Source organism: Janthinobacterium sp. Ant5-2-1, from assembly GCF_001445815.1.
GTDB lineage: Bacteria > Pseudomonadota > Gammaproteobacteria > Burkholderiales > Burkholderiaceae_D > Janthinobacterium > Janthinobacterium lividum_E.
The window spans coordinates 86,246-106,054 of record NZ_LNCE01000033.1; the positions used below are offsets into that span (position 1 = coordinate 86,246).

The window sequence follows — 19,809 nt, forward strand, 5'->3', positions numbered from 1 at the left end:
CGCGCGTGCCAGAATCGGGACTCCATTTCAAGCCACGAGAAGGAGTTCCCATGAAACCATCCGCATTGATGCTGGCCGTCCTGCTGTTCGGTAGTGCAAGCGCCCTGGCACAGGCGCAATCGACGGGCACCGGCAATACCACAGGCAACACGGGCACGACGGCCCAGCAAGATACGCAGCAAAATACGCGACAGGACGACACGGCGCCGCGCAAGCATGACAAGAAGCAGAAGCAGAAATCCGGCAAGTCGCGCAATCACGATACGGGACAATCGACCAGCGCGGGACAGTCCACCAGCGGCACCAACTCGGGCGGCGGCGCCCCGGGCAGCGCCGGCCAGTCCGCAGGCAACGCCGCGCGCAGCGGTACGCAAAACATGAATGGCAATACGGGCGGTACAGGCACGTCGGGAACTTCGGGCACGTCAGGGACATCGGGGACTTCCGGCAATAGCGGCACCTCTGGCACGTCGGGCAACACCGGCAATACCGGCACCACGGGCACCACCGGCAACACGGGCGTGGTGCCGCCGCGCCAGCCCGGCCGCTAAACGCTAGCAACGCGGCACGGGATAGCCATGACGGCGCTGCAGGCCGCGTTGCTGCTGCACGGCCTGCTGGGCGGGGCCGACGTCATCCTGAACCACGAGTTGCTCGTGCGGCTGCCGTCGCGCCCAGGCGCAGCCGCCGAGCAGCGCCTGCACAGCGCCCGCGAAGTCATCTTCGGCCTGCTGTTTCCCTCGCTGGGCCTGTTCAGCTGGCACGGCTGGCTGGCCTGGTGGCCCGTAGCACTGCTGCTGGCGGAGATACTGGTCTCGCTGCGCGACACCGTGGTCGAAGGCGATACGCGACGCCTGCCCGTGCCCGAACGCATCTTGCACGTCCTGCTCTTCATTAACCTGGGCGTGATCGCCACCCTGCTGCTGCAAGCACTGTCCGGCTGGCTGGCCCTGCCGACGGCCATGCAAACCCTGCCGCTCGGCGGACCCGGCCAGTGGCTGGCCGCCATGGGCGCCATCTCGCTGGCATGGTCCGTGCGCGATGGCCTGAGCGCGCGGCGCCTGCGCTTGCGTACGGGCCAACATGCGTGAACACTGGCAATATGCTCACACGCGCATGCGGCATATTCCTACTTGGAAACGGCGGCACGCATGTGACAATCCAGTCTCGACAGCAACTCCCAACTTTGATACAGGACACGCACCATGAAAACTCCCGCTCTCTTGCTGGCCGCCACCCTGATGACTGTTGGCGGCGCCTGGGTACAAGCCCAGTCGACGACGAATCTGAACCAGACAGGCAACCACACCAACAATGCCAAGGACCCGGGGCAGCAATCGGATGCATCCGACAAGCTCGACAACAAAGGCAAGCTGGTCCACGACGGCAAGACCAGCAAAACCCGCACGGACAAGCGCACGCGGCGCGGCAAACCCACGGTGGACAAACCACATAGCGGCGCCCCCACCGAGCCGCCAGCATCCACGCCAGCGGTGCCCAGCATCCCCGTCGCCCCCGTGAAATAGGGCCAGCGCTGCGCCACGTTGCTTCCAGACACGCTATCATCGCGCCTTTACAAGATAGTCAGGAAGACAATGAAAGCAGCATGGTTCGGGATGGTGGCGGCAAGCGTTTTGACGGCCGCGAGCGTACAGGCGGCGCCCACGGTGGGCGAGTGCATGGAACTGACGACGGGCATCAAGTTCAGCAAGAACAATGGCGATGCACAAGTCAACGTCGAGGAAACCTTCGAGGGCAAGAAACAGAAGGGCACGCAGCTGATCCTCAACGGCGGCGTGCTGTTGGCCACGTCTTACCAGGACATCCGCGATGGCCAGGTGTTCTTGACGGGCAACGTCCACTACAACGAAGACGGCACCGTACGCAGCAAGAACGTCTACACGCCGCAGTCCGCCATCCCCGCCAACATGCGCCCCGGCCAGGAAGTGCGCGTGCAATTTTCGGACACGCAAACGAGCACCCACTACCCGCTGGCGGGCCTGTCCGACAAGATCACCACCTCGACCCGCACGGACGAGCGCAATTTCTCCATCACCTTCCTGGGCTGGGAACGCCTGGAACTGGGCGGCCGCCGCTTCCCCGATGCCTGCAAGTTCGAACTGCATGATGTGGGCGGAAAAAGCAAAGGCAAAAGCGGCGAATACGTGTGGTACGCGCAAGGCTATGGCGTGATCATGACGGACAAGCTGGACAACAATGGCGATGTGCAGCCGGCTTACCGCATTGCGCTGACGAAGATCCTCAGTGCGCCATAAGACGACCTTCTTTCCAGCAATGCTTGCGTAAACGCAATTAATCCGCCATCCCGCTCCTCTACACTGTCCTGTCTGGTCAGCATGGAGCGGCGATGGCGTATCCCAAACTTCCCTACACCAGCGGCAAGAGTAGCGCCCTGCTCCATTGCGGCCGCCTCAACGACGCCATCGTGCGCGTGCGTCCTGAACTGCCCGGCAACGTCATCGTCATTCATGGCGTCAACGACGTCGGCACTAGTTTCAGCGCCGTGGAAAAGGGACTCTGCCAGGGACTCGATGCGCGCATGTACGGCGGCGGCCACGTGTTCACCCCGGCCGCCTACCGCCTGCCACAGGAGGCCGACAAGCGTGAAGTGATCGCCGATCCGGACGCCGTCTACTTCAAGCGCCAGCCTGATGACACCACGTACAGCCCCGTCATCCCGTTTTACTGGGGCTTTCGCGAACGCAGTAACGCCAGCAAAGTGGTCAACGGCCAGAACACTGACCGCTATGGCAACCGGCTGGACAAGGATATGTCGAAGAACGGCGGCCCGTTCGGCAATGCCACCAATACCCTGCCCGACATGTGGAACAAGGGACTGTTTTCGCCCTACGACGTGGGTGGCGACCCCGTGCGCCCGCTGATGACGGCACCGGGCCGCATGTACATGGTGCTGGCCGCCAAGCGCCTGGCGGCGCTCATCGCCATGATCCGCGATTACGACAGCAACGACGTGGTTTCCATCGTCGCGCACAGTCAGGGCTACCTCATCTCGCTGCTGGCGCAAGCCTTCCTGCTCGACGAAAACAAGCGGCCCGCCGACACGCTAATCCTCACGCATCCGCCCTACAGCCTGGTGGAAGACACGACGATGTTTTTCGGCGCGGCGGAATCGAGCCGCATCTTCGGCGGCGGCAGAGACGCGGCAATGGAAAGCCAGTACGACGCCATCGACAACCGCCAGACCCTGCATGCGCGCCTGCAGACGCTGGCGCAGATCGTGCAAGGCGTGGTGGCAAAAAAGCACGCCACGCCCGCCTTTGCGCACATCAAGGATCACACCGTCTGCCATGGCATGGCGGGGGCTGCATGGCGCGCGGAGGCGGACCGCGACAACCGGGGCAAGGTCTACCTGTACTTTTGCCCCGAAGACATGACGGTGGCACTGGATAATATGCAGGGCATCGGCTGGCAGGGCATACCTGACCACATCGACGGTCATGGCCTGTCCAAAACCAAGGGCAAGACGGACAAAAGCATCTGGGGTGATGGCCCCACCTACTGGGACAAGGAATCCCAGCACCGCCAGCCGCTGGTAGAACTGGGCAAAGGGTTTTACCAGCGCGTGTTTACCAACAAACAGCGCCCCGATGCGGCCGGCAAAAACAACGGGCCAGTGCTGGTGGGCCTGCCGCCGCACGACTTCGCCCTGCGCCTGGAAGGCGAGGACGATCATGCCCACGTGGCCGGGGCCAACCGGGGACACCGCGGCAACCATGACGAGGCACAATGGCCGCCCGTCAAACCCGGCAAGTGGAATATCTTTTCCACGGAAGCGAGTCGCCGCGAAGGCTTGCGCACGATCAATGGCGAAGCGCTGCGCGTGCCCATGAAAGCCGTGCTGGATGGCGGCGAGATCCGCCCTGGGCAACTTCCCAAGGATTCCGACCAGGCCAAGCTGCCGCGCGGCCAGCAGGGACCGTGCGAAGAAGTCGATCCGATCGACGCGGCCATCGCGGTGACCAGCAAGAAAGGTTTGCGAATGCGCAAACAGGAAATCATCGCCGACCCGCGGCCGCTAAAGCATCGCATTCCCGAATACGGCGCCGGCATGTTCGGCTCGGGCGAGTGTGATCAGGTGGAAAAGGCCTTGAACCTGGGCAAGGAAGTGGGCGACCAATGCAAGATAGACCGCGTATCGCGCCATCCGGGCGGTGGCGACAAGCTGCTTGTGAACCGCGAAGAAACCCCGAACGAGGCGCGCAAGCGCTGGCAGAACGAGGTCAGCCCCAAATCCTTCCACGGCGCCATTATCGGCAATGCGGACAACCACCGCAACGTGACGGCGTATGACGTGGCCATCGGCAGCGGGAAGGCGAGCAGTGATCCGAGTTTTTATCGGTATTTGTGTGCGGTGGCGGATTGGCGGCTGCAAAACGACATGAAAATACCTGAACGCTCATCGATATTGCGATGGGATGCTTTCATGGAGGACTTTTCCATTTATTGGGCAGCCGAACCAGTAGCACGTAAACAACTCATAGAAGGAAACGCAAACTATTACAGTTCGGGGCAGCTACCAGCCTGCGTTCCAGCCCTGCAGGCCGGCCTGCCCTCCACCGTCGTGTGTGAAATAGTCAACGGCAGACGCACCGCGTCTGTCGTCACGCCGGTCGTTCATAAAGCCAGCGATGACATCCCAAAATGAAAAACTTGCTTCTACGCTTCAAGTATCCGCTTGGTGCTGGCCTTGGTGCACTGGCACTGCTACTGCTTGGGTCTTTATTGATCGTCCAATCACCTTCCTTACTGGAGCGCACGATGAGCAGCAAAATATGGCAGCACCTGCAATGGCTCTTGCTCATCCCGCCCATCGTCGCGGCCACATTGCTTGGCTCACGCTGGCTGCACTCGCTTACGCCTGCCATCGCGGTCAAACCGCAAGTACAACAGGCGACACCCAACGAGCAGGAAGAACGCGAGTATGTCCTGGAAGTCATCGGCCTCGGCGTCACGCTGGATAAATACCGGCAGGACAATTTATGGGACGCGCTGCAAAAGGGAAATGCATATGCCAGTATCCGCGAGCAGGATAGTCAAAAATATCCTTGGAGTTCGAGAGAAAGATCTGGAATATCTGGCAGCCGTGGCGGTGATGCGCTGGAAAACGGCGCGAAGTACATTCCTATATATTTCGGTGTGCCCGTGTTTAATGCTGAGTCACCAATCTACAACTCACGCATGCAGGATAGGTCCGACTCGCCGACAATAGGCTTGGCCGCAGGCGCCGCACCTTCTGGTCTGCACTGGCATCTGTTTGTCGCCGGTCCCCGTCGCTTCAGCGAAAGCCCGGACCGTATCCTAGAAGACGTATTCGCATTTTTCGATGCCAATCCCGACGTACCGTACATCGTGCTCAATTCCGAAGACAGCATGCCCACTCGCAATTTATATCGACCCGACGGATCTCCCCGACTCGTAAAAGACGGCCGCTACATCCCCGAAATGCCCGACGCCTCCGCCCTCTTCGTGCTGGCGCGGCGCGAGCGCATTGAGGCCGTACGGAAGTTCGCCTACGATGACGCGCCGCCCGAGGACAGCGTCGATGACTTGAATACCTACGGTGTGGCGCGGCGCTTGTATCTGGCGTATGACGAATTGATGCGGGCCGTGCCGCACCCGCGCAAGAAGGAAGACCCAACTGCCTTCACCCAGCGCCAGCCCAGCATCGCCGAATGGCTCCCGGCCGCCGCGCAATTCGCGCAGCGCTCCGATATCCGCGGCACGGGCAGTTTCAGCATGGTCGACAGGCTCAAGCACAAAACATATCACCCACCAAAAGACTGGCAACCCACGCCCTGGTTTCCCGTGCCGTTCAACAAGGAGCAACTGGCGCAGCTGGACCGCCTGCCCACCTTCGGCTTTATCCACAGACCCACGTTTGTCAGGATGAAAGATGAACACGGCAAGCCGCTCACGCGCCGCGACCAGCGCGAGCAAGCTTTGCAGGCGGGCTGGCAGCAAGCCTTGCACAGCTTGCCGGATGCCGATCGACCCACCGCGCCAGCGCGCTTGGTCGCCGCCACGGGTGGCAATCAGGCGCAGCTGCTCGCATTGCACAAGACCTTGCTGAAACATGCGGAAAATGGCGGTACGGAACTCGACAGCGGCAATACCGCGCAATGGATCGATACGGATCAGCGCCTGGGCAACACGGGCGCGGCCACCCTGTTCGTGCAAATGGCCATCGGCGTGATGGGCAGCTACCGCGATGGCGGCGTCAGCGCTGTGGTGAACCTGCGCAATCCGGAAGAAGCAACCATCGTGCTGGTCAGCCCACCGTCGGACGAAAAGCGCCGCACGCAAAAACACCCGCACGGCGGCGATGTATTGCGGCACTACGTCACGCCGGCCATCGACCCGGCGAATTATCCATCGAACTGATTATTTTCCCTGTGCGGCAAGTTGCCCCAGCGCATTCCCCCGCACCTGAAACGCCACCTTCGCCACCGTCTTGCCCGCATCATCGACCAGCGCCAGCGCATGCTTGCCAGGCACGGGGCGCCAGCTGATGCTGTCAAGGGCCGCGCCCAGGTCCTTGCCGTCGAGCACCCAGCGCAAGTCGTGGCTGCCCTGGGCCTGGAAGAACACGCGCTGCAAGGCAGGCGGGATGTCGGGGTCGATGGCGAGGATGCTGTCTTCGGCCGGATACACGATGGCAGGCGGCTTCACGGTGTCGCCCAAGACGGCGATGACGGGGCTTTCCGTGCCGGCGATAAACCATTCGCGGCGCGGCGCTTCCAGTGCGGGCTGGTACGCCACCATCTGCTGCAACACGCCTGATGGCGCTTTCGGGGCATGGCTGGGCACGTTCTTGTGCAGGTAATCCATGACGTCGCGCCACACGGGCGCGGCGCCAGTCACGCCCGACACGTCCCACATGGGCTTGCCGTCGAAGTTGCCCACCCATACACCCACCGTGTAGCGCGCCGAGTAGCCCATGCACCAGTTGTCGCGCATGTCCTTGCTCGTGCCCGTCTTGACGGCGCTCCAGAAATTTGTCCCCAGCTCGTTGCGCAAGCCAAACGTCATGCTGCGCGCGGCACGGTCGGCCAGGATATCGCCGACGATGAAGGCGGCGCCCGGCTCCATCACGCGGCGCCGGTCCTTGCCAGCCTGGCCAGGCTGCAGGCTGGCTGTGCTGTACAGACCGCCATTGGCCAGCGCGCGGTAGGCGTTGGCCAGTTCCAGCAAGGTCACTTCGGATGAACCCAGCGCCAGCGAGGGGCCGTAGTACTCGGCCGGTTCCGTCAGGCTGGACAGGCCCACTTCCTTGAGACGGTTGTAAAAGCCGTCCTGGCCCGTCAGCAGCACCGTGCGCACGGCGGGAATGTTGAGGGAACTGGCAAGGCTGGTACGGGCGCTGACATAACCCTTGAAGTTGCGGTCGTAGTTTTGCGGCGCATACATGCCCGATGCCGTGGCGACGTCGAGCGGCGAGTCGTCCATGACGGACGCGGCCGTCATCAGCCGGCGCTCGATGGCCAGTTCATACAGGAACGGTTTTAATGTCGATCCCGCCTGGCGCAGGGCCGTCACGCCATCGACGTGGCTGCCGCCCGCATTGCCGACATAGGCGAGAATCTCGCCGCTGCGGTTGTCGAGCACGATGATGGCGCCATCGTTGACATTGCGCTCGCGCAAGGATGCCAGTTGCTGGCGCAGGTTTTCCTGCGCGAAACGCTGCAGGGGACCATCGAGCGTGCTGGCGACCTGCGCACCGGGCTGTTTCAGCAATTGCTGCGCCACTTGCGGCGCCGGCGCCAGTTCCGCATACAACGCGTTGCGCTGCAAGGCCGTCAGCACGCGCTGGCCGATCAGCTGGCAACTGCTATCCATGCGCCACTCTTTCGCCAGCGCGCAGGTGCGCCGCGTGACGGTGGCCGGCGGCGCGTTCGGCGCGCGCACGAGGCTGGCCAGGATGATGGCGTCCGTCTGGTTCAGGCCCGACGGCGCCTTGCCGAACAGGCTGTACGAAGCGGAGGCGATGCCTTGCAGCTCGCCGCGGAACGAGACCAGGTTCAAATACGCCTCGAAAATCTGCGCCTTGCTCCAGCTGTCTTCGATCGCCTGGGCGGCGCGCATCTGGTCCCATTTTTGGCGCAGGCTGCGTCCGCCCGAGGACGCCTGCAAGTCCGCGTCCAGCTGGCCCGCCAGCTGCATGGTGATGGTCGAGGCGCCCCGGGGCTTTTTCGAAAACAGATTGTCCCAGGCGGCCGTGGCCAGCGCGGACACATCCACGCCGCCATGCTGCATGAAACGCTGGTCTTCCGCCAACAGCACGGCTTGCTGCACGGCCGGCGAGATATCGGCCAGCGGCACCCACGGCAAGCGCCGCACCTTCATGTCCACGCGCAAGGACTGCAGTGGCGCGCCGCTGCGATCCAGCAACTGCGCTTCCGAACTGCGGTAGGCGGCCTGCACCTGGGCGGGCGTCAGGACCGCCTCGGCAAAGACCGGGCCGGCCAGCAGGTATCCCATCAGTAAAACCTTAACTTTCACTGCGCCACCTTCACATTTGCGTTCGGCGACTCGCCAAACATCTCGGGCGAATACATGGCTTCGATGCGCGTGGCCGGCAGGCTGAAATCCCCGGCATTGTTCAGGCGCACCGTGTATTCCACGCTCCAGTTACCCTTCGGCACAAACGCGTAATACGCGCGGAAGGCGTCGAATGCCCGCTCCTCGAACGTGGGCCAGACCCAGCCCGTGGATTTTTCGCCGGCCGTCATCAGCTGCGAATCACGGCCCAGGCCATTGCCCAGCACGGTGGCGCTGGCGGGAATCGGGTCGTCGACCACCACCCAGCTCATGTCCGCCTGCGCAGATAAATCCAGGCGCACGCGGTAGACGTCGCCGCGCGACCATGCGCCCGCCGTCTTCTGTTCCACCGGCGTAACGGTTTTCTTGATCGTGTAGCCGCTGGACACGGGCGCCTTGAGCGGGATGGCCGCCAGGCTTTGCACGGTGGTCCAAGGCTTGCCCGTGCCGCTGTGTGCCAGGCCCAGGGTGTCCGTGCCTTTCGGCCACGCCTGCAGCACGGGCCCCACTTTCGCCGCGCCATTCCATACGAGCGCTTGCGTATCGCCGCCCAGCTTGACGGCACTGGCGCCCGTCACTGGCGTGGATTCGAACTTGGCGGAGAATTTATTGATGGCCAGGGTGCCCCAGGCGTTGGCTACCGTCGTATCCCAGCGGCCCTTCTTCTGGCGGCCCATGCTGCCCCGCACGAGGCGGCCGATGTCGTCTTTCCACGCCGGGTTGTCCATCACGGCCAGCAACAGGCGGTTGGCGTTGACGTCGCCGGACACCATCAGCCACCACCAGTTATCCTTGCGCTCGGTGGAAAAGCCCATGGTCGTGCCCTGGAAGTTCAGGCGTGAACGCAGTATCTGCTGCGCCTCGGCCAGCAGCGCATCGCGGCGCGCCAAGCCTGGCGTGCGTTGCAGCAACAGGCTCCAATCGATGACGGCGGAAGTCGGCCACAGGTTCGGGTTGATGCTGATGCTCTCCAGCGCATCGGGCGGCACTTTATTGGAACGCGACAGCGCTTCCAGGGCGGCGAGCTTGCGCACGGCCAGGTCCGTCGTATCCAGCGCGGAACGCCGCACGATGCGGCCCTGCACGAAAGCCGTCAAGGCTGCTTCCATGCGGTTTTTCGTCTGTTCCGGAATCGCATAGCCCGCTTCTTTTGTAGCCGACAGCACATACGCCGTCAGGCTGTCGCTGCCCTGCTCCATGATGGGGAAGTATTTCAGCATGCCGTCGCCATCCAGGTAGGCGGGCAGGCTGGCGGCCAGCTTGTTCCACGCCTCCTCGTCTTGCAGGGCGATGGCTTTCGACGTGTTTTGCTCGAAGCAGGTGTACGGGTAGGCGGCCATGTACTCGCGCACGCCAGGCAGCTCGCCGCCGAGCTTGGCGACAAAGCTGGTCTGGATGCCGCCCCGGCCCGGCAAGGCGCCGGCCGGCATTTGCACGGACATATTGATGGGTTTGTCGATCTGCTGCAAGGTGGCCTGATACGTGCGCACGGGCGTGGCCTGGCCCACCTTTTGCGTGATTTTCAGTTTATCGGTATGGTTTCCCGCCTTGGCGCCGATCTCCCACACAATCTGCTGCGCGCCGAGCGGCACCTGGTAATCCCAGCCCACCTCGCGCGCTTCGCCCGCCGCCAACGTTAAACTCTGGCGCGGCAACGCCTTGCCGGCCGCGCTGGCGTTCAGGTCCACGCTCAAGGAGGCGGCCGAGGTGTTGCGCACCGTAAATCCGGCGCGCAGCTGGTCACCTTCGCGCACGAGCGTCGGCAAGCCCGACATCAGGATCAAGTCTTGCGAGCTGCGGATGTCCGTGCTGCCCGTGCCAAACAATTCCTTGCCGGCGCTGGCGATAGCGACGATGCGGAACGCCGTCAGCGAGTCGTTGAGCGGCACCTGGACTGTCGCTTCGCCCTTGGCGTCAAGCTTGACGGTTCCCTTCCAGAACAGCAAAGTGTCGAACAGTTCGCGGCTGGCGCCCTTGCCGCCGCCACCACCGGCCGGGAAGGCCTTGCGGCCGAAGTGGCGCTTGCCGATCACCTGCATCTGCGCCGTCGCCGTTTCCACCTGCAAGCTGCGCTGCGCCATCATGGCATCGAGCAACTTCCAGCTATCGTTGGGCATCAGTTCCAGCAAGCCCGTGTCGACGGCCGCCAGCGCCACTTCGGCGCCGGCCGGCAACGGCTTGCCATCGGCGCGGCGCACCCGCACGGACACCTCAGCCTTGTCGCGCGTCTTGTACACCTCCTTGTCGGACACGACCATCACGTTCAGTTCATGCGCCTGCCACCCCACGTTCAGCGGCGCAATGCCCATCTTGTAGGCCGGCTTGCCCAGGTCGACCAAGGCCGTCGGCTGCACGCCGTCCACCCTGCCCCGCACGACAAACACGGACACATACACATTCGGCGCGTAATTCGGTTTGACAGGGATATTCACCACCGGTTCCCGGCCATTGAGCTGGCGCACATAGGTGTCGAGGATGCCTTCGCGCTCGACCGTGATCAGCGCCGTGCCTGAGCGGAACGGCATGCGCACCTGCAAGCTCGCTTCCTGGCCCGGTTCATAGCGTTTCTTTTCCGGCAGCACGTCGATGCGGTCATTGTCGCTGGCGTTGAACCACCAGTCGCCGCTGCCGGCCACCCAGGTTTCGCGGTTGGCGACGGCCGCGTTGCCGGATGCATCCTGCGTGCTGGCGCGCAAAATCAGGTTGCCGCTGGCGGGCGCCTTCACGTCGCAGATCAACAGGCCCTTGCCATCCGTCTTGCCCAAGCACGCAGGGCCCAGCTTGACCACTTCGCTGCTGTTTTCATACGCATAGAAGCCGCCAATCAGGCGCCGGCGGTGCGAATAACTGTTGCGCTGGAAGAAGTCGACGGCGACCGGTGCATTTGCCACGGGCTTGCCATTCGTGCCCAGCACGGCGACCGTGAACTTGAAGGAATCCTTGCTCAAGGCCCAGGCGTCTGGCTTGATGCCAATCACATAGTTCGATGGCCACAGCGGTACACGCGTGGCAACCGAGGCAGTCTCGCCATTCGCATCCTGGAACGCCATTTCCGCCACCAGGTCGCGCGGCGTGGACAGCTGCGGCAGCTGGTCGATGACGATGCGCGCGCCGCCCGCCTTGTCCAGGGTCAAGCTTTGCGTGCGCGCGGCAGCCGCACCGGCACCAGCCGCGCCATGGCCTTCATCCTGCCACTCCCCTTCATCGTCGTCGTAGCCGGTGCCCTGTTTCACAAGGCCTTCCTTCACGTCGCCATTGCTGAAGCTGTACTCGGGATAATCGGCAAACGTCACGCTCTTGTCTTGCAGCACCGTGCGCAGCTTGACGGGCGCGTTGGTGGCCGCGCCGCCGGCCAGATACGTGATTTGCGCATCAAGGGCCAGCTGCCTGGCCTGCACGGCGGGCGCTTTCGGGCCCTGCAGCACGGCTTTCATGGTGGGCACGCGGAACGCTTCCACGCGGAAACTGCCGGACGGGCGGCCCGCCATCGTCACGCTGTATTCGCCCTGCTTGGCGTCGGCGGGAATGAGCCAGTCGCTTTCCGCCGTGCCGCTGGCGGACCAGCGCAGCGGCAGCTGGTAGTTCTGGTCGCTGCCCTGGTGCGTGATGACGACGGAGGTGGCGCTGCCGGGACCGTTGTTCTTGTCGACCAGGCTCATGCCTTCGCCCGTGTGCTTGCGGATGAAATGCTTCATGTGCACGGTTTCGCCGGCGCGCAGCAAGGTGCGGTCGAATACCGTGGCCAGCAGAGTGTTATCGGCGCGCGTGTCGTCCGTGGGCAAATTGAAACGCCAGGCTTCGATGCCGCCCACCCAGTCCGACAGCGTGAACGTCATGTCGCCGCCGCTGCGTGCACTGATAAAGTAGCGGCCATTGTTCTTGCAGCTGGAATTGGCCAGCTCGCCGGAAATGTGCGCCACGCCGTCCGCGCCCGTGGCGCCTTGCCACAGGAGCTTGCCGGTGCAGTCGCGCACGGCCACTTGCGCTTTCGCAACAGGCGCGCCCTTGTCGAGCGACGTCACCCACACAAGCGACGATTGCGCGCCATGCTTGAAGTGGGCCGCCAGATTCGTCACCAGCGCGGCCGTGCGGATGTAGGCCGTCGTCGGTTTGCCCAGCAGCACCTTGCCGAGGATGGGGCTGGCCAGCTCGACCACGTAAAAGCCCGGTTTCTGCAAGGGGATGCCGATCACTTCAAAGGTTTTCTTGCCATCGGGGCGCGGCAGGCTGATGGGGCGCGTGCCGGCCGCGCCCGCCAGCACGGATTTGCTCATGTTGCCCGCGTATTGCGCGTACGGCTGCCAGTATTCGCCCCCGTCGCCATTGCCGGCCAGGCGCCGCATCCACTCGATGACGAACTTGTCGTCATTGTCGGGCACGCGCAAGGTGGCGCCCGTGGCGGCAGCCGATGGCTGGGCGACTTCCTTGCCCGACAGCACGGGCTCGATATTGCGCACGGTGACGGGCAGCAAGCCGTCGCCCTTCGCCTCGATGATGCCGAACGGGGCCGGGAACTTCAGCAGTGGCGGCTGTTCGCCCGTGCGCACCGTCATGGGGAAGCGCGCGCGGTTGAGCAAGGCGCGGCCCGCGTCATCCGTCAGTTTCGGCGGCAGGCTCAGGACAAAACTCGATTGCACGGGAAAGGGACCGTTGAAGGCGGCGCTGTACAGGAATTCGGCCTTTTCTTCCTCTTTTGAAATCGTCGGCGCATACGTCTTGCCGCCCCCCTTCAAGGTCATGGCGCGCACCTGCGCGGCGCTCACGGGCGCGGAAAACTGCACGCGCATGGGCAAAAAGGGAATGCATTGCTCCTTCGGATTGCTGCGCTCGCAGCTGAACTTGGCCGTGAAGTCGGGACGCGTCTTGAACTGCAGGGTCTGCGCCTTCTCCGTGGCGATGCCGCTGGCGCTGGCGATGCCCTCGCCCCACACCAGCGACACCTTGGCGTTGGCGGGGAAGCTGCGCTTGCATTGCAGCACGGTAACGGGCAGCGGCGGCGCGCCCTTGCTGGCCACGGGCATGCCCACTTTCCACACGACGCCCCGCTTCTTGAAATACACGGTCAGGTAGCGGTCGAGAAAGCTCTTGCGCAGGGTCAATACCTGCTCCAGTTCCTTGCCTTTGAGCAGGCGCACGGGAATCTTTTCATTGATGCCGTCGGCGCGGCAATACGCGTTCGCGGCCACGCTGGCCTCGTTCGGCGCGGCATCCAGGCCCAGCACGAAGATCTGGTTTTCATCGATGTAGGGCTGGCCGTCATACGGTACGGCCTCGACGATGGCCGGGCCGCCCGTGGAGAAGCGGTACGACGCCGTCCCCTGCAAGGCCTGGCCCGCCTGGTCCTTCAGGCCCGGCTTCAAGGTGAAACTGCAGGCCACGCCGGCCGGCAAGTCGCGCTCGAAATCGAAATTCCAGTTGCGCTCGTCGGCCCAGCGCCCCGCGCCCGCCACGGCGCCAGGCTCGGCCTTGCCGCAATCGATGGCGAACGGCGCGGGCAAGCCCATGTCGCCGAACGGCACCATCGGCGTGGCGAACTGGACCCGCACCTGACGCACGGCCTTGACCGTACCGCTCGGTGAAAACAGGGACACACCGCTATCGGCCCAGGCCGGCGATGCCAGGCCCAGCGACAGCAGCAGGCACAAAGTGCCCAGTTTGCCAAACGGCGGGAAAGAAAAAACACGGGGAAGGTCAGGCACGAGTGACTCCTTGATGAAAAGTGGCGGAGCTGGCTGCGGCGCGCAAAAGTTGCCTGGCAGAAGCCCGGAAAAGCAACAGAACGCGGCAGGAATACAACATCAATGTAATATTAGTTATCAAGCTCATCATTGTTGCTAATATACAGTGGCATGCAGGTGACAAGTCGTACGATTGCCTCTTGCCGCGGTGCCCGGAAGTGGCCGCGCGTGGAAAAGTTTCACCTAGCAAATTAGTTTTTTTCAACACCAAAGTCTTTGTCGTGAATCTGCAACACCATTGATATACCACAATGCTTTGTGCGCCAGCGCACCGACCAGGTGAACCTGCATCCGTATTCTCTAGTCCAACAGCAGTGCATTTATCGCAAGAAAACGCACCTGGAAGTGTGGTCGATCTCTAGCAATAGCATGTGCAGCAAGAAGTGTTTTGATGCCGTAGAGAAAATCTCTTATCAACGTTGGGAGTTACTTGTGAATAATCTAAAAAAAATCGCCGTTGCCGCCGCAGTCCTGTGCTCCGCCCTCGGCGCACAGGCCCAGGAAATCAATCCCTCCTGGTATATTCAACCTAGCATCAACGCACTCAAGCCAGATTCCGACTTCGCCACGGATAAAACCGGTTATGGCGCAGGCTTGCGTTTCGGTAAGCCTGTTTCCCAGGACTGGGATATCCAGCTGGGCACCACGTATGCCCGTTCCAAGGATGGCGGTCAGCGCTACCAGCAAAATACGCTGGGCGTAGACGGCTTGTACATGTTCTCGCGTAAAGCCTTCCGTCCTTTCCTGCTGGTCGGTGCCGGCATGCAGCGCGACAAGGACACCAGCTTCGCCTTCGGTGAACGCAGCAAGAGCTCGCCATACGCCAGCGTCGGCCTGGGTTTCCAGTCCAGCATCACCGAGCAACTGTCCCTCCAGGCTGACGTGCGCAACGTGCACGGTTTCCTGCGCGGTAATACCTTCGACCCGAGCAGCAAGTCCAATAACTACTACGTCACCGTGGGCCTGAACTACGCGTTCGACAAACCGCCTGCACCGCCGCCGCCACCGCCACCGCCGCCAGTGCGTGAAGAAGTCGTCGTGGTCGTGCCGCCGCCACCACCGCCACCGCCGCCTGCACGTTTTGAAAAAGTGACGATGTCGGCAACGGAACTGTTCGCGTTCGACAGCGCCAAGCTGGGTCCGACACAGACCAAGCTCGACGAAATCGCCCGCGTGCTGACCGCAGCGCCAGACGTCAACAACGTCGTCATCAGTGGTTATGCCGACCGCATCGGTTCGCCCAAGTACAATCTGAAACTGTCGCAGCAGCGCGCTGATGCAGTCAAGGAATACCTGGTCGCCCACGGTGTCGCCGCCAACCGCCTGACGGCCGAAGGCAAGGGCTCCACGAATCCTGTCGTCACCTGCGACAACAAGAAACGTGCCGACCTGATCAAGTGCCTGGAACCAAACCGCCGCGTTGAAGTGGAACAAATCACCATCGAACGCCGCGTGCAATAAGCTGAACAGTGGTACGCCACTTGTGAATTAAAAAAAGGGGCTCGCGCCCCTTTTTTGCATTGAAAGCCACCATGAATTTCTCTACCCGCTATCCCAAACTGGCCGGCCTGGCGCCGTTCAGCAAGCAGATGCGCAGTGTCATCGTCTGTTCCGTCACCGAATGGCTGGAACACCGCGCCTCGAGCAAGGGCGCCGCCCTCGCCTATTACACCCTGTTTTCCATCGCCCCCATCCTCGTGCTGGTGATCGCCATCGCCGGCTTTTTCTATGGCCCGGCCGCCGCGCGCGGCGAGCTGATGGGGCAACTGCAGGGCTTGCTGGGCACGCAGGGCGCCGAAGCCATCCAGCTCGTACTGGCCGGCGCGAAGAACCATGAACAGGGGCGCATCGCCACCCTCATCGCCAGCGCCCTGCTGCTGTTTGGCGCCACCAGCGTCTTTGCCGAACTGAAAGCGAGTCTCGATGAAATCTGGCAAGTGCCGCCCCTGAAGGAAGCGGGTGCCTGGGACATGCTGCGCACGCGCCTGCTGTCCTTCGGCCTGGTGCTGGTGCTGGCCTTCCTGCTGATGGTGTCGCTGGTGGTCAATGCGGCCATGGCCATCCTCGCCAACTTCTGGGAAGGCGTGTGGAAGGACACGGCCGTGCTGTTTACCATCCTGTCGAACCTGATCGGCTTTGCCGTCATCGCCAGCCTGTTTGCCGTCATCTATAAAATGCTGCCGCGCGTGCGCCTGTCCTGGCGCGACGTGCTGATCGGCGCCATCGGCACAGCCTTCATGTTTTCACTGGGGAAATATGCGATTGGCGTATATATCGGCAATAGCGGCGTGGCCAGCAGCTATGGCGCGGCCGGCTCCCTGGTGGCCCTGCTGTTGTGGGTGTATTACTCGGCGCAAATCTTCTTCCTGGGCGCCGAATTCACGCGCCAGTTCGCCCTGCAGCTGGGCAGCATGAAGGATATGCCGAAGACGGAAGACGGCGATGTGCAAGTCAAGATACTGAAACGCCACCAGTCGTAAGCAGTCTGCACGCAACAACGGCGCCCGCGGGCGCCGTTTTTTTTATTGAACATCAACTTACTCGCCCAGCAGCTCGGCTACCACTTCCATGCCCTGCACGCGTTCGGCCACGACCTTCACGATGACGATGATGGGCACGCCCAGCAGCAAGCCCCAGACGCCCCACAGCCAGCCCCAGAACAGCAGGCTGATGAACACGGCCGTGGGATTCATGCGGGCGATGCGCCCCGTCATCCAAGTGGTGACAAAGGTGCCAACCAGGGTGGCGATGGCCATCGACGTACCCGTCACCAGCAAGACCATTTCCAGCGATTCGAATTGCAGGAAGGCGACCAGGCCCGTGGCGATGGTGATGAGCAAGGGGCCAAAATACGGCATGATGTGCAGCAAGCCGGCCACGATGGCCCAGGCGCCCGCATTTTCCAGGCCGATCACGCGCAAGGCGATCCACATCAGGACGGCCAGCAAGACATTCGTGACGAGCAGCATGAACATATAGTTCTGGATCGACGTGTTGATGTCTTCCAGGATGTGCACGGTGACCTTCTTGCGGCTCAGCGATGGTCCCGTCAGTTTGACGAGCTTGCGCTTGAAGGTATCGCCCGACAGCAGCAGGAAAAACACGAGGAAGATGACCATGGTGGCCTGGCTGAGGAAGCCCACCAGGCCCAGCGAACCGGCCCAGACCCAGTCCATGATCTTGAAGTTGGGCGCCTCGGCTGCAGCGGCGCGGCGGTTGTTGCGGCGCGCTTCGGCGCCGGCGGCTACTTGCTCGATTTCATTGGCCACGGCCTGCATCTTCTGGAAGGTGCTGTTCTTGCCGCCCGTATTGGCGGCGATCAGGCGCGACAGTTTATGCGTGGCGGCCGGCAGCTCTTCAACGATGGATTCGAATTCGCCCTGCACGCGCTCGACCACGACGATGGAGCCGAACAGGATCAGGGCTGTGACGGCCGTGGCGCCGATGGCGCGCGGCAGGCGCAGCTTTTCCAGCCAGGCGACGACGGGATTGAGTGTATAGGCAATGAAAATGCCGAAGATGACGGGAATGAGGAATTTCTGTGCCCACTGCAGCGCATAAATGAAGCTGACGGTGGCGATGATGCCCAGAGCCATGCCACGCGCATTGACATGCAGCGGCAAACGCAAGGGTGAGTCTGGCTGCTCCACCGGCGCGCCGGGAGGTGGCCCGGCAGGCTCGGTGGAGGCAGCCGCCACCGGCTCGGGCGGGGTATCTGTAGGCTGGATATGCATGCGATTCCCGCGACGGTCGGTGGTGGGCCGCAGCACCAGCCATGGGCTGGCCGCTGCGGCAGGTCAGGCCATTACTTGACGCGGATGTCGTTTTTCACCGACTTCACGCCCTTGACGCCACGGGCAACTTCGCCCGCTTTGGCGGCATCCGATGGCTGAGCCACGAAACCGCTCAGCTGAACCACGCCCTTGAAGGTTTCAACGTTGATTTCCGTCGATTTCAGGGTAGGCTCGTTGAAGATGCTGGCTTTCACTTTGGTGGTGATCGCGGCGTCGTCGATGTACTCGCCCGTGCCTTCCTTGGTTGGGGTCGAAGCGCAGCCTGCAACGGCGAACAGGGAAGCGACGAAAAGGCCAGTAGCGATAGATTTAGTGAATTTCATGGTTTTTTCCTTAGGAGTGGTCAATCAATGTGCTCACAATGAGCTTCTTATACCAACTTGATTACATTGCGCCCTGGGGCGCTCAGTAGCCAAACTGGGTTTTTGCAGCCTTGATACAGTCATCCTTGGCTGCGCCGGCTAATGCATCGCATTTTTCTGTCGCGACCTTGTACTCGGCTTTTCTTTTTGCTTCACGCGCATCGCTGCGCGCTTCGATGACTTTCTTGTCCGCCTTGGCGTCGGCCAGGGCCGCCACCTTGGTGGACTTGGCCAGCTTGACGCAGACATCCTTGTCGTTGCCCGTCAGCGCATTGCAGCGCGCCAGGTCGACGTCGTAATTGGCATCGGCAATCTTGATGCGCGCCTTGGTGTAGGCGCGCAGGGTATTCGTGTATTGCGCCTGGGCCACGGCTTCATCGTAGGTGCGCACGGCCTTCGCTTCGGCGATGCAGACATCCTTCGGGTTGCCCGTGATTTTTTCGCACTCGGCATGCGCCAGCTTGTAATTCAGGCCCGCCTGCTCATTGGCCGCCTTGTAGGCTGCTTTCGCTTCCGGCGTGGCGGCCACTGCCTGGCCGCCCCAGGCGGCGCACGCCAGGCTGACGACGATGGCGGTGAAAAGCTTATTCTTGTTCATATTGTATTTCTCCCTGGTGGTACCAAGCATGTCTGCTTGGCATGACTACCGTTTTACGTGGATCGCCGCCTCTCTTCTGTACGCTGCCGTACACAAGTAATTTATTTTGAAAACGGAAGGCGGACAGGAAGAAATAACAACGTTTTAGTGGATCATCCCGGCCAACAATAGCATTTTCGACCGCAAATAAGTACGTGCGGCAGCGTACAGACCGGGAACGGGGGCATGACTAAGATGGCACTACACCCTCACCTCGTCAGGAGAATAAAATGAAAACCAACGCCACCTTGGCTGCACTGATGCTTGCCGCCACCGCCGTACTCAGCGGTTGCGCCACCGGCCCTTCCCAGTCACAACAATATTACCCGGCCAACCAGCCTGAGTCCGCCATGTACGGCACCGTCGACTCCATCCAGATCGTGCAAGGTAGCGGCCAAACGAGCGGCGCCGGCGCCGTGGTCGGCGGCATCGCCGGCGCCCTGCTGGGCAACACGATCGGTTCGGGCAGCGGACGCACGGCCGCCACCGTGGCCGGCGCTGTCGCCGGCGGCGTCGTGGGCAACCAGGTCGAAGGCCGCAAACAGCAGGCACAGGCTTACCAGATAAGCGTACGCCTCGACAACGGCGAATACCGTACCGTGGTGCAGGACAACGCCAATGATTTGCGCCCGGGCAACCGCGTGCGCGTCGTTGACGGCCGCGTCTACCGCTATTAATCCCCTGGCCGGGCTTGCCAG

The 19,809-nt window shown here is 62.4% G+C and carries 14 protein-coding genes; 9 read left to right on the forward strand and 5 right to left on the reverse strand.

All coding sequences use genetic code 11. The features are described from left to right. Positions 1 to 50: 50 nt before the first annotated feature. The 6 genes from ASN89_RS12000 to ASN89_RS28170 all read left to right on the forward strand — a co-directional run bounded on the left by ASN89_RS12000 (position 51) and on the right by ASN89_RS28170 (position 6,423). Positions 51 to 551, forward strand: a complete 501-nt coding sequence (locus ASN89_RS12000; protein ID WP_152988546.1) for a hypothetical protein — start codon at positions 51 to 53, stop codon at positions 549 to 551. Positions 552 to 578: 27 nt separating this feature from the next. Then, positions 579 to 1,091, forward strand: a complete 513-nt coding sequence (locus tag ASN89_RS12005) for a hypothetical protein (protein WP_058049420.1) — start codon at positions 579 to 581, stop codon at positions 1,089 to 1,091. Between the two features lie 114 nt (positions 1,092 to 1,205). Then, positions 1,206 to 1,526, forward strand: coding sequence for a hypothetical protein (locus tag ASN89_RS12010; RefSeq protein WP_152988547.1), 321 nt, complete (start codon positions 1,206 to 1,208; stop codon positions 1,524 to 1,526). Between the two features lie 69 nt (positions 1,527 to 1,595). Next, positions 1,596 to 2,276: a hypothetical protein gene (locus ASN89_RS12015; RefSeq protein WP_152988548.1), complete on the forward strand. Its 681-nt coding sequence runs from the start codon at positions 1,596 to 1,598 to the stop codon at positions 2,274 to 2,276. Positions 2,277 to 2,368: 92 nt separating this feature from the next. Beyond that, complete coding sequence (locus ASN89_RS12020) at positions 2,369 to 4,687, forward strand: effector protein Tle3 domain-containing protein (RefSeq protein ID WP_058049423.1); 2,319 nt, start codon at positions 2,369 to 2,371, stop codon at positions 4,685 to 4,687. Continuing rightward, positions 4,684 to 6,423: a type VI lipase adapter Tla3 domain-containing protein gene (locus ASN89_RS28170; RefSeq protein ID WP_082654536.1), complete on the forward strand. Its 1,740-nt coding sequence runs from the start codon at positions 4,684 to 4,686 to the stop codon at positions 6,421 to 6,423. Before ASN89_RS12020 ends, ASN89_RS28170 begins: the two co-directional genes overlap by 4 nt. Here ASN89_RS28170 and pbpC read toward each other — a convergent pair whose 3' ends face one another. After that, positions 6,424 to 8,520 (reverse strand): penicillin-binding protein 1C, encoded by a 2,097-nt coding sequence (gene pbpC / locus ASN89_RS12030; RefSeq protein ID WP_058049425.1) that lies wholly within the window; start codon positions 8,518 to 8,520, stop codon positions 6,424 to 6,426. A 17-nt stretch (positions 8,521 to 8,537) separates the two neighbouring features. Next, positions 8,538 to 14,279, reverse strand: coding sequence for an alpha-2-macroglobulin family protein (locus ASN89_RS12035; RefSeq protein ID WP_235501955.1), 5,742 nt, complete (start codon positions 14,277 to 14,279; stop codon positions 8,538 to 8,540). 471 nt (positions 14,280 to 14,750) lie between these two features. On the opposite strand from ASN89_RS12035, the gene ASN89_RS12040 reads away from it, so the two are divergent. Both ASN89_RS12040 and ASN89_RS12045 read left to right on the forward strand, forming a co-directional pair. Further along, positions 14,751 to 15,779 carry an OmpA family protein gene (locus ASN89_RS12040; protein WP_046682435.1) on the forward strand — a complete coding sequence of 343 codons (1,029 nt, stop codon included), beginning with the start codon at positions 14,751 to 14,753 and terminating at the stop codon, positions 15,777 to 15,779. Between the two features lie 71 nt (positions 15,780 to 15,850). Further along, the gene (locus ASN89_RS12045) at positions 15,851 to 16,798 is read left to right on the forward strand and encodes a YihY/virulence factor BrkB family protein (protein ID WP_046682434.1); all 948 of its coding nucleotides are present in this window, start codon (positions 15,851 to 15,853) and stop codon (positions 16,796 to 16,798) included. A gap of 57 nt (positions 16,799 to 16,855) precedes the next feature. Here ASN89_RS12045 and ASN89_RS12050 read toward each other — a convergent pair whose 3' ends face one another. The 3 genes from ASN89_RS12050 to ASN89_RS12060 form a co-directional block, all read right to left on the reverse strand. After that, entirely contained in the window at positions 16,856 to 18,052 is a 1,197-nt protein-coding gene (locus ASN89_RS12050) for an AI-2E family transporter (protein ID WP_409929563.1), read from the reverse strand. 71 nt (positions 18,053 to 18,123) lie between these two features. Next, positions 18,124 to 18,435: a BON domain-containing protein gene (locus ASN89_RS12055; RefSeq protein WP_046682432.1), complete on the reverse strand. Its 312-nt coding sequence runs from the start codon at positions 18,433 to 18,435 to the stop codon at positions 18,124 to 18,126. Positions 18,436 to 18,517: 82 nt separating this feature from the next. After that, on the reverse strand, positions 18,518 to 19,072 hold the full coding sequence (locus ASN89_RS12060; RefSeq protein ID WP_046682431.1) for a hypothetical protein: 555 nt from the start codon (positions 19,070 to 19,072) through the stop codon (positions 18,518 to 18,520). Positions 19,073 to 19,341: 269 nt separating this feature from the next. Between ASN89_RS12060 and ASN89_RS12065 the strand changes: the two genes are divergently transcribed. Continuing rightward, positions 19,342 to 19,788 carry a glycine zipper 2TM domain-containing protein gene (locus ASN89_RS12065; protein ID WP_046682430.1) on the forward strand — a complete coding sequence of 149 codons (447 nt, stop codon included), beginning with the start codon at positions 19,342 to 19,344 and terminating at the stop codon, positions 19,786 to 19,788. The last annotated feature ends 21 nt before the right edge of the window (positions 19,789 to 19,809 follow it).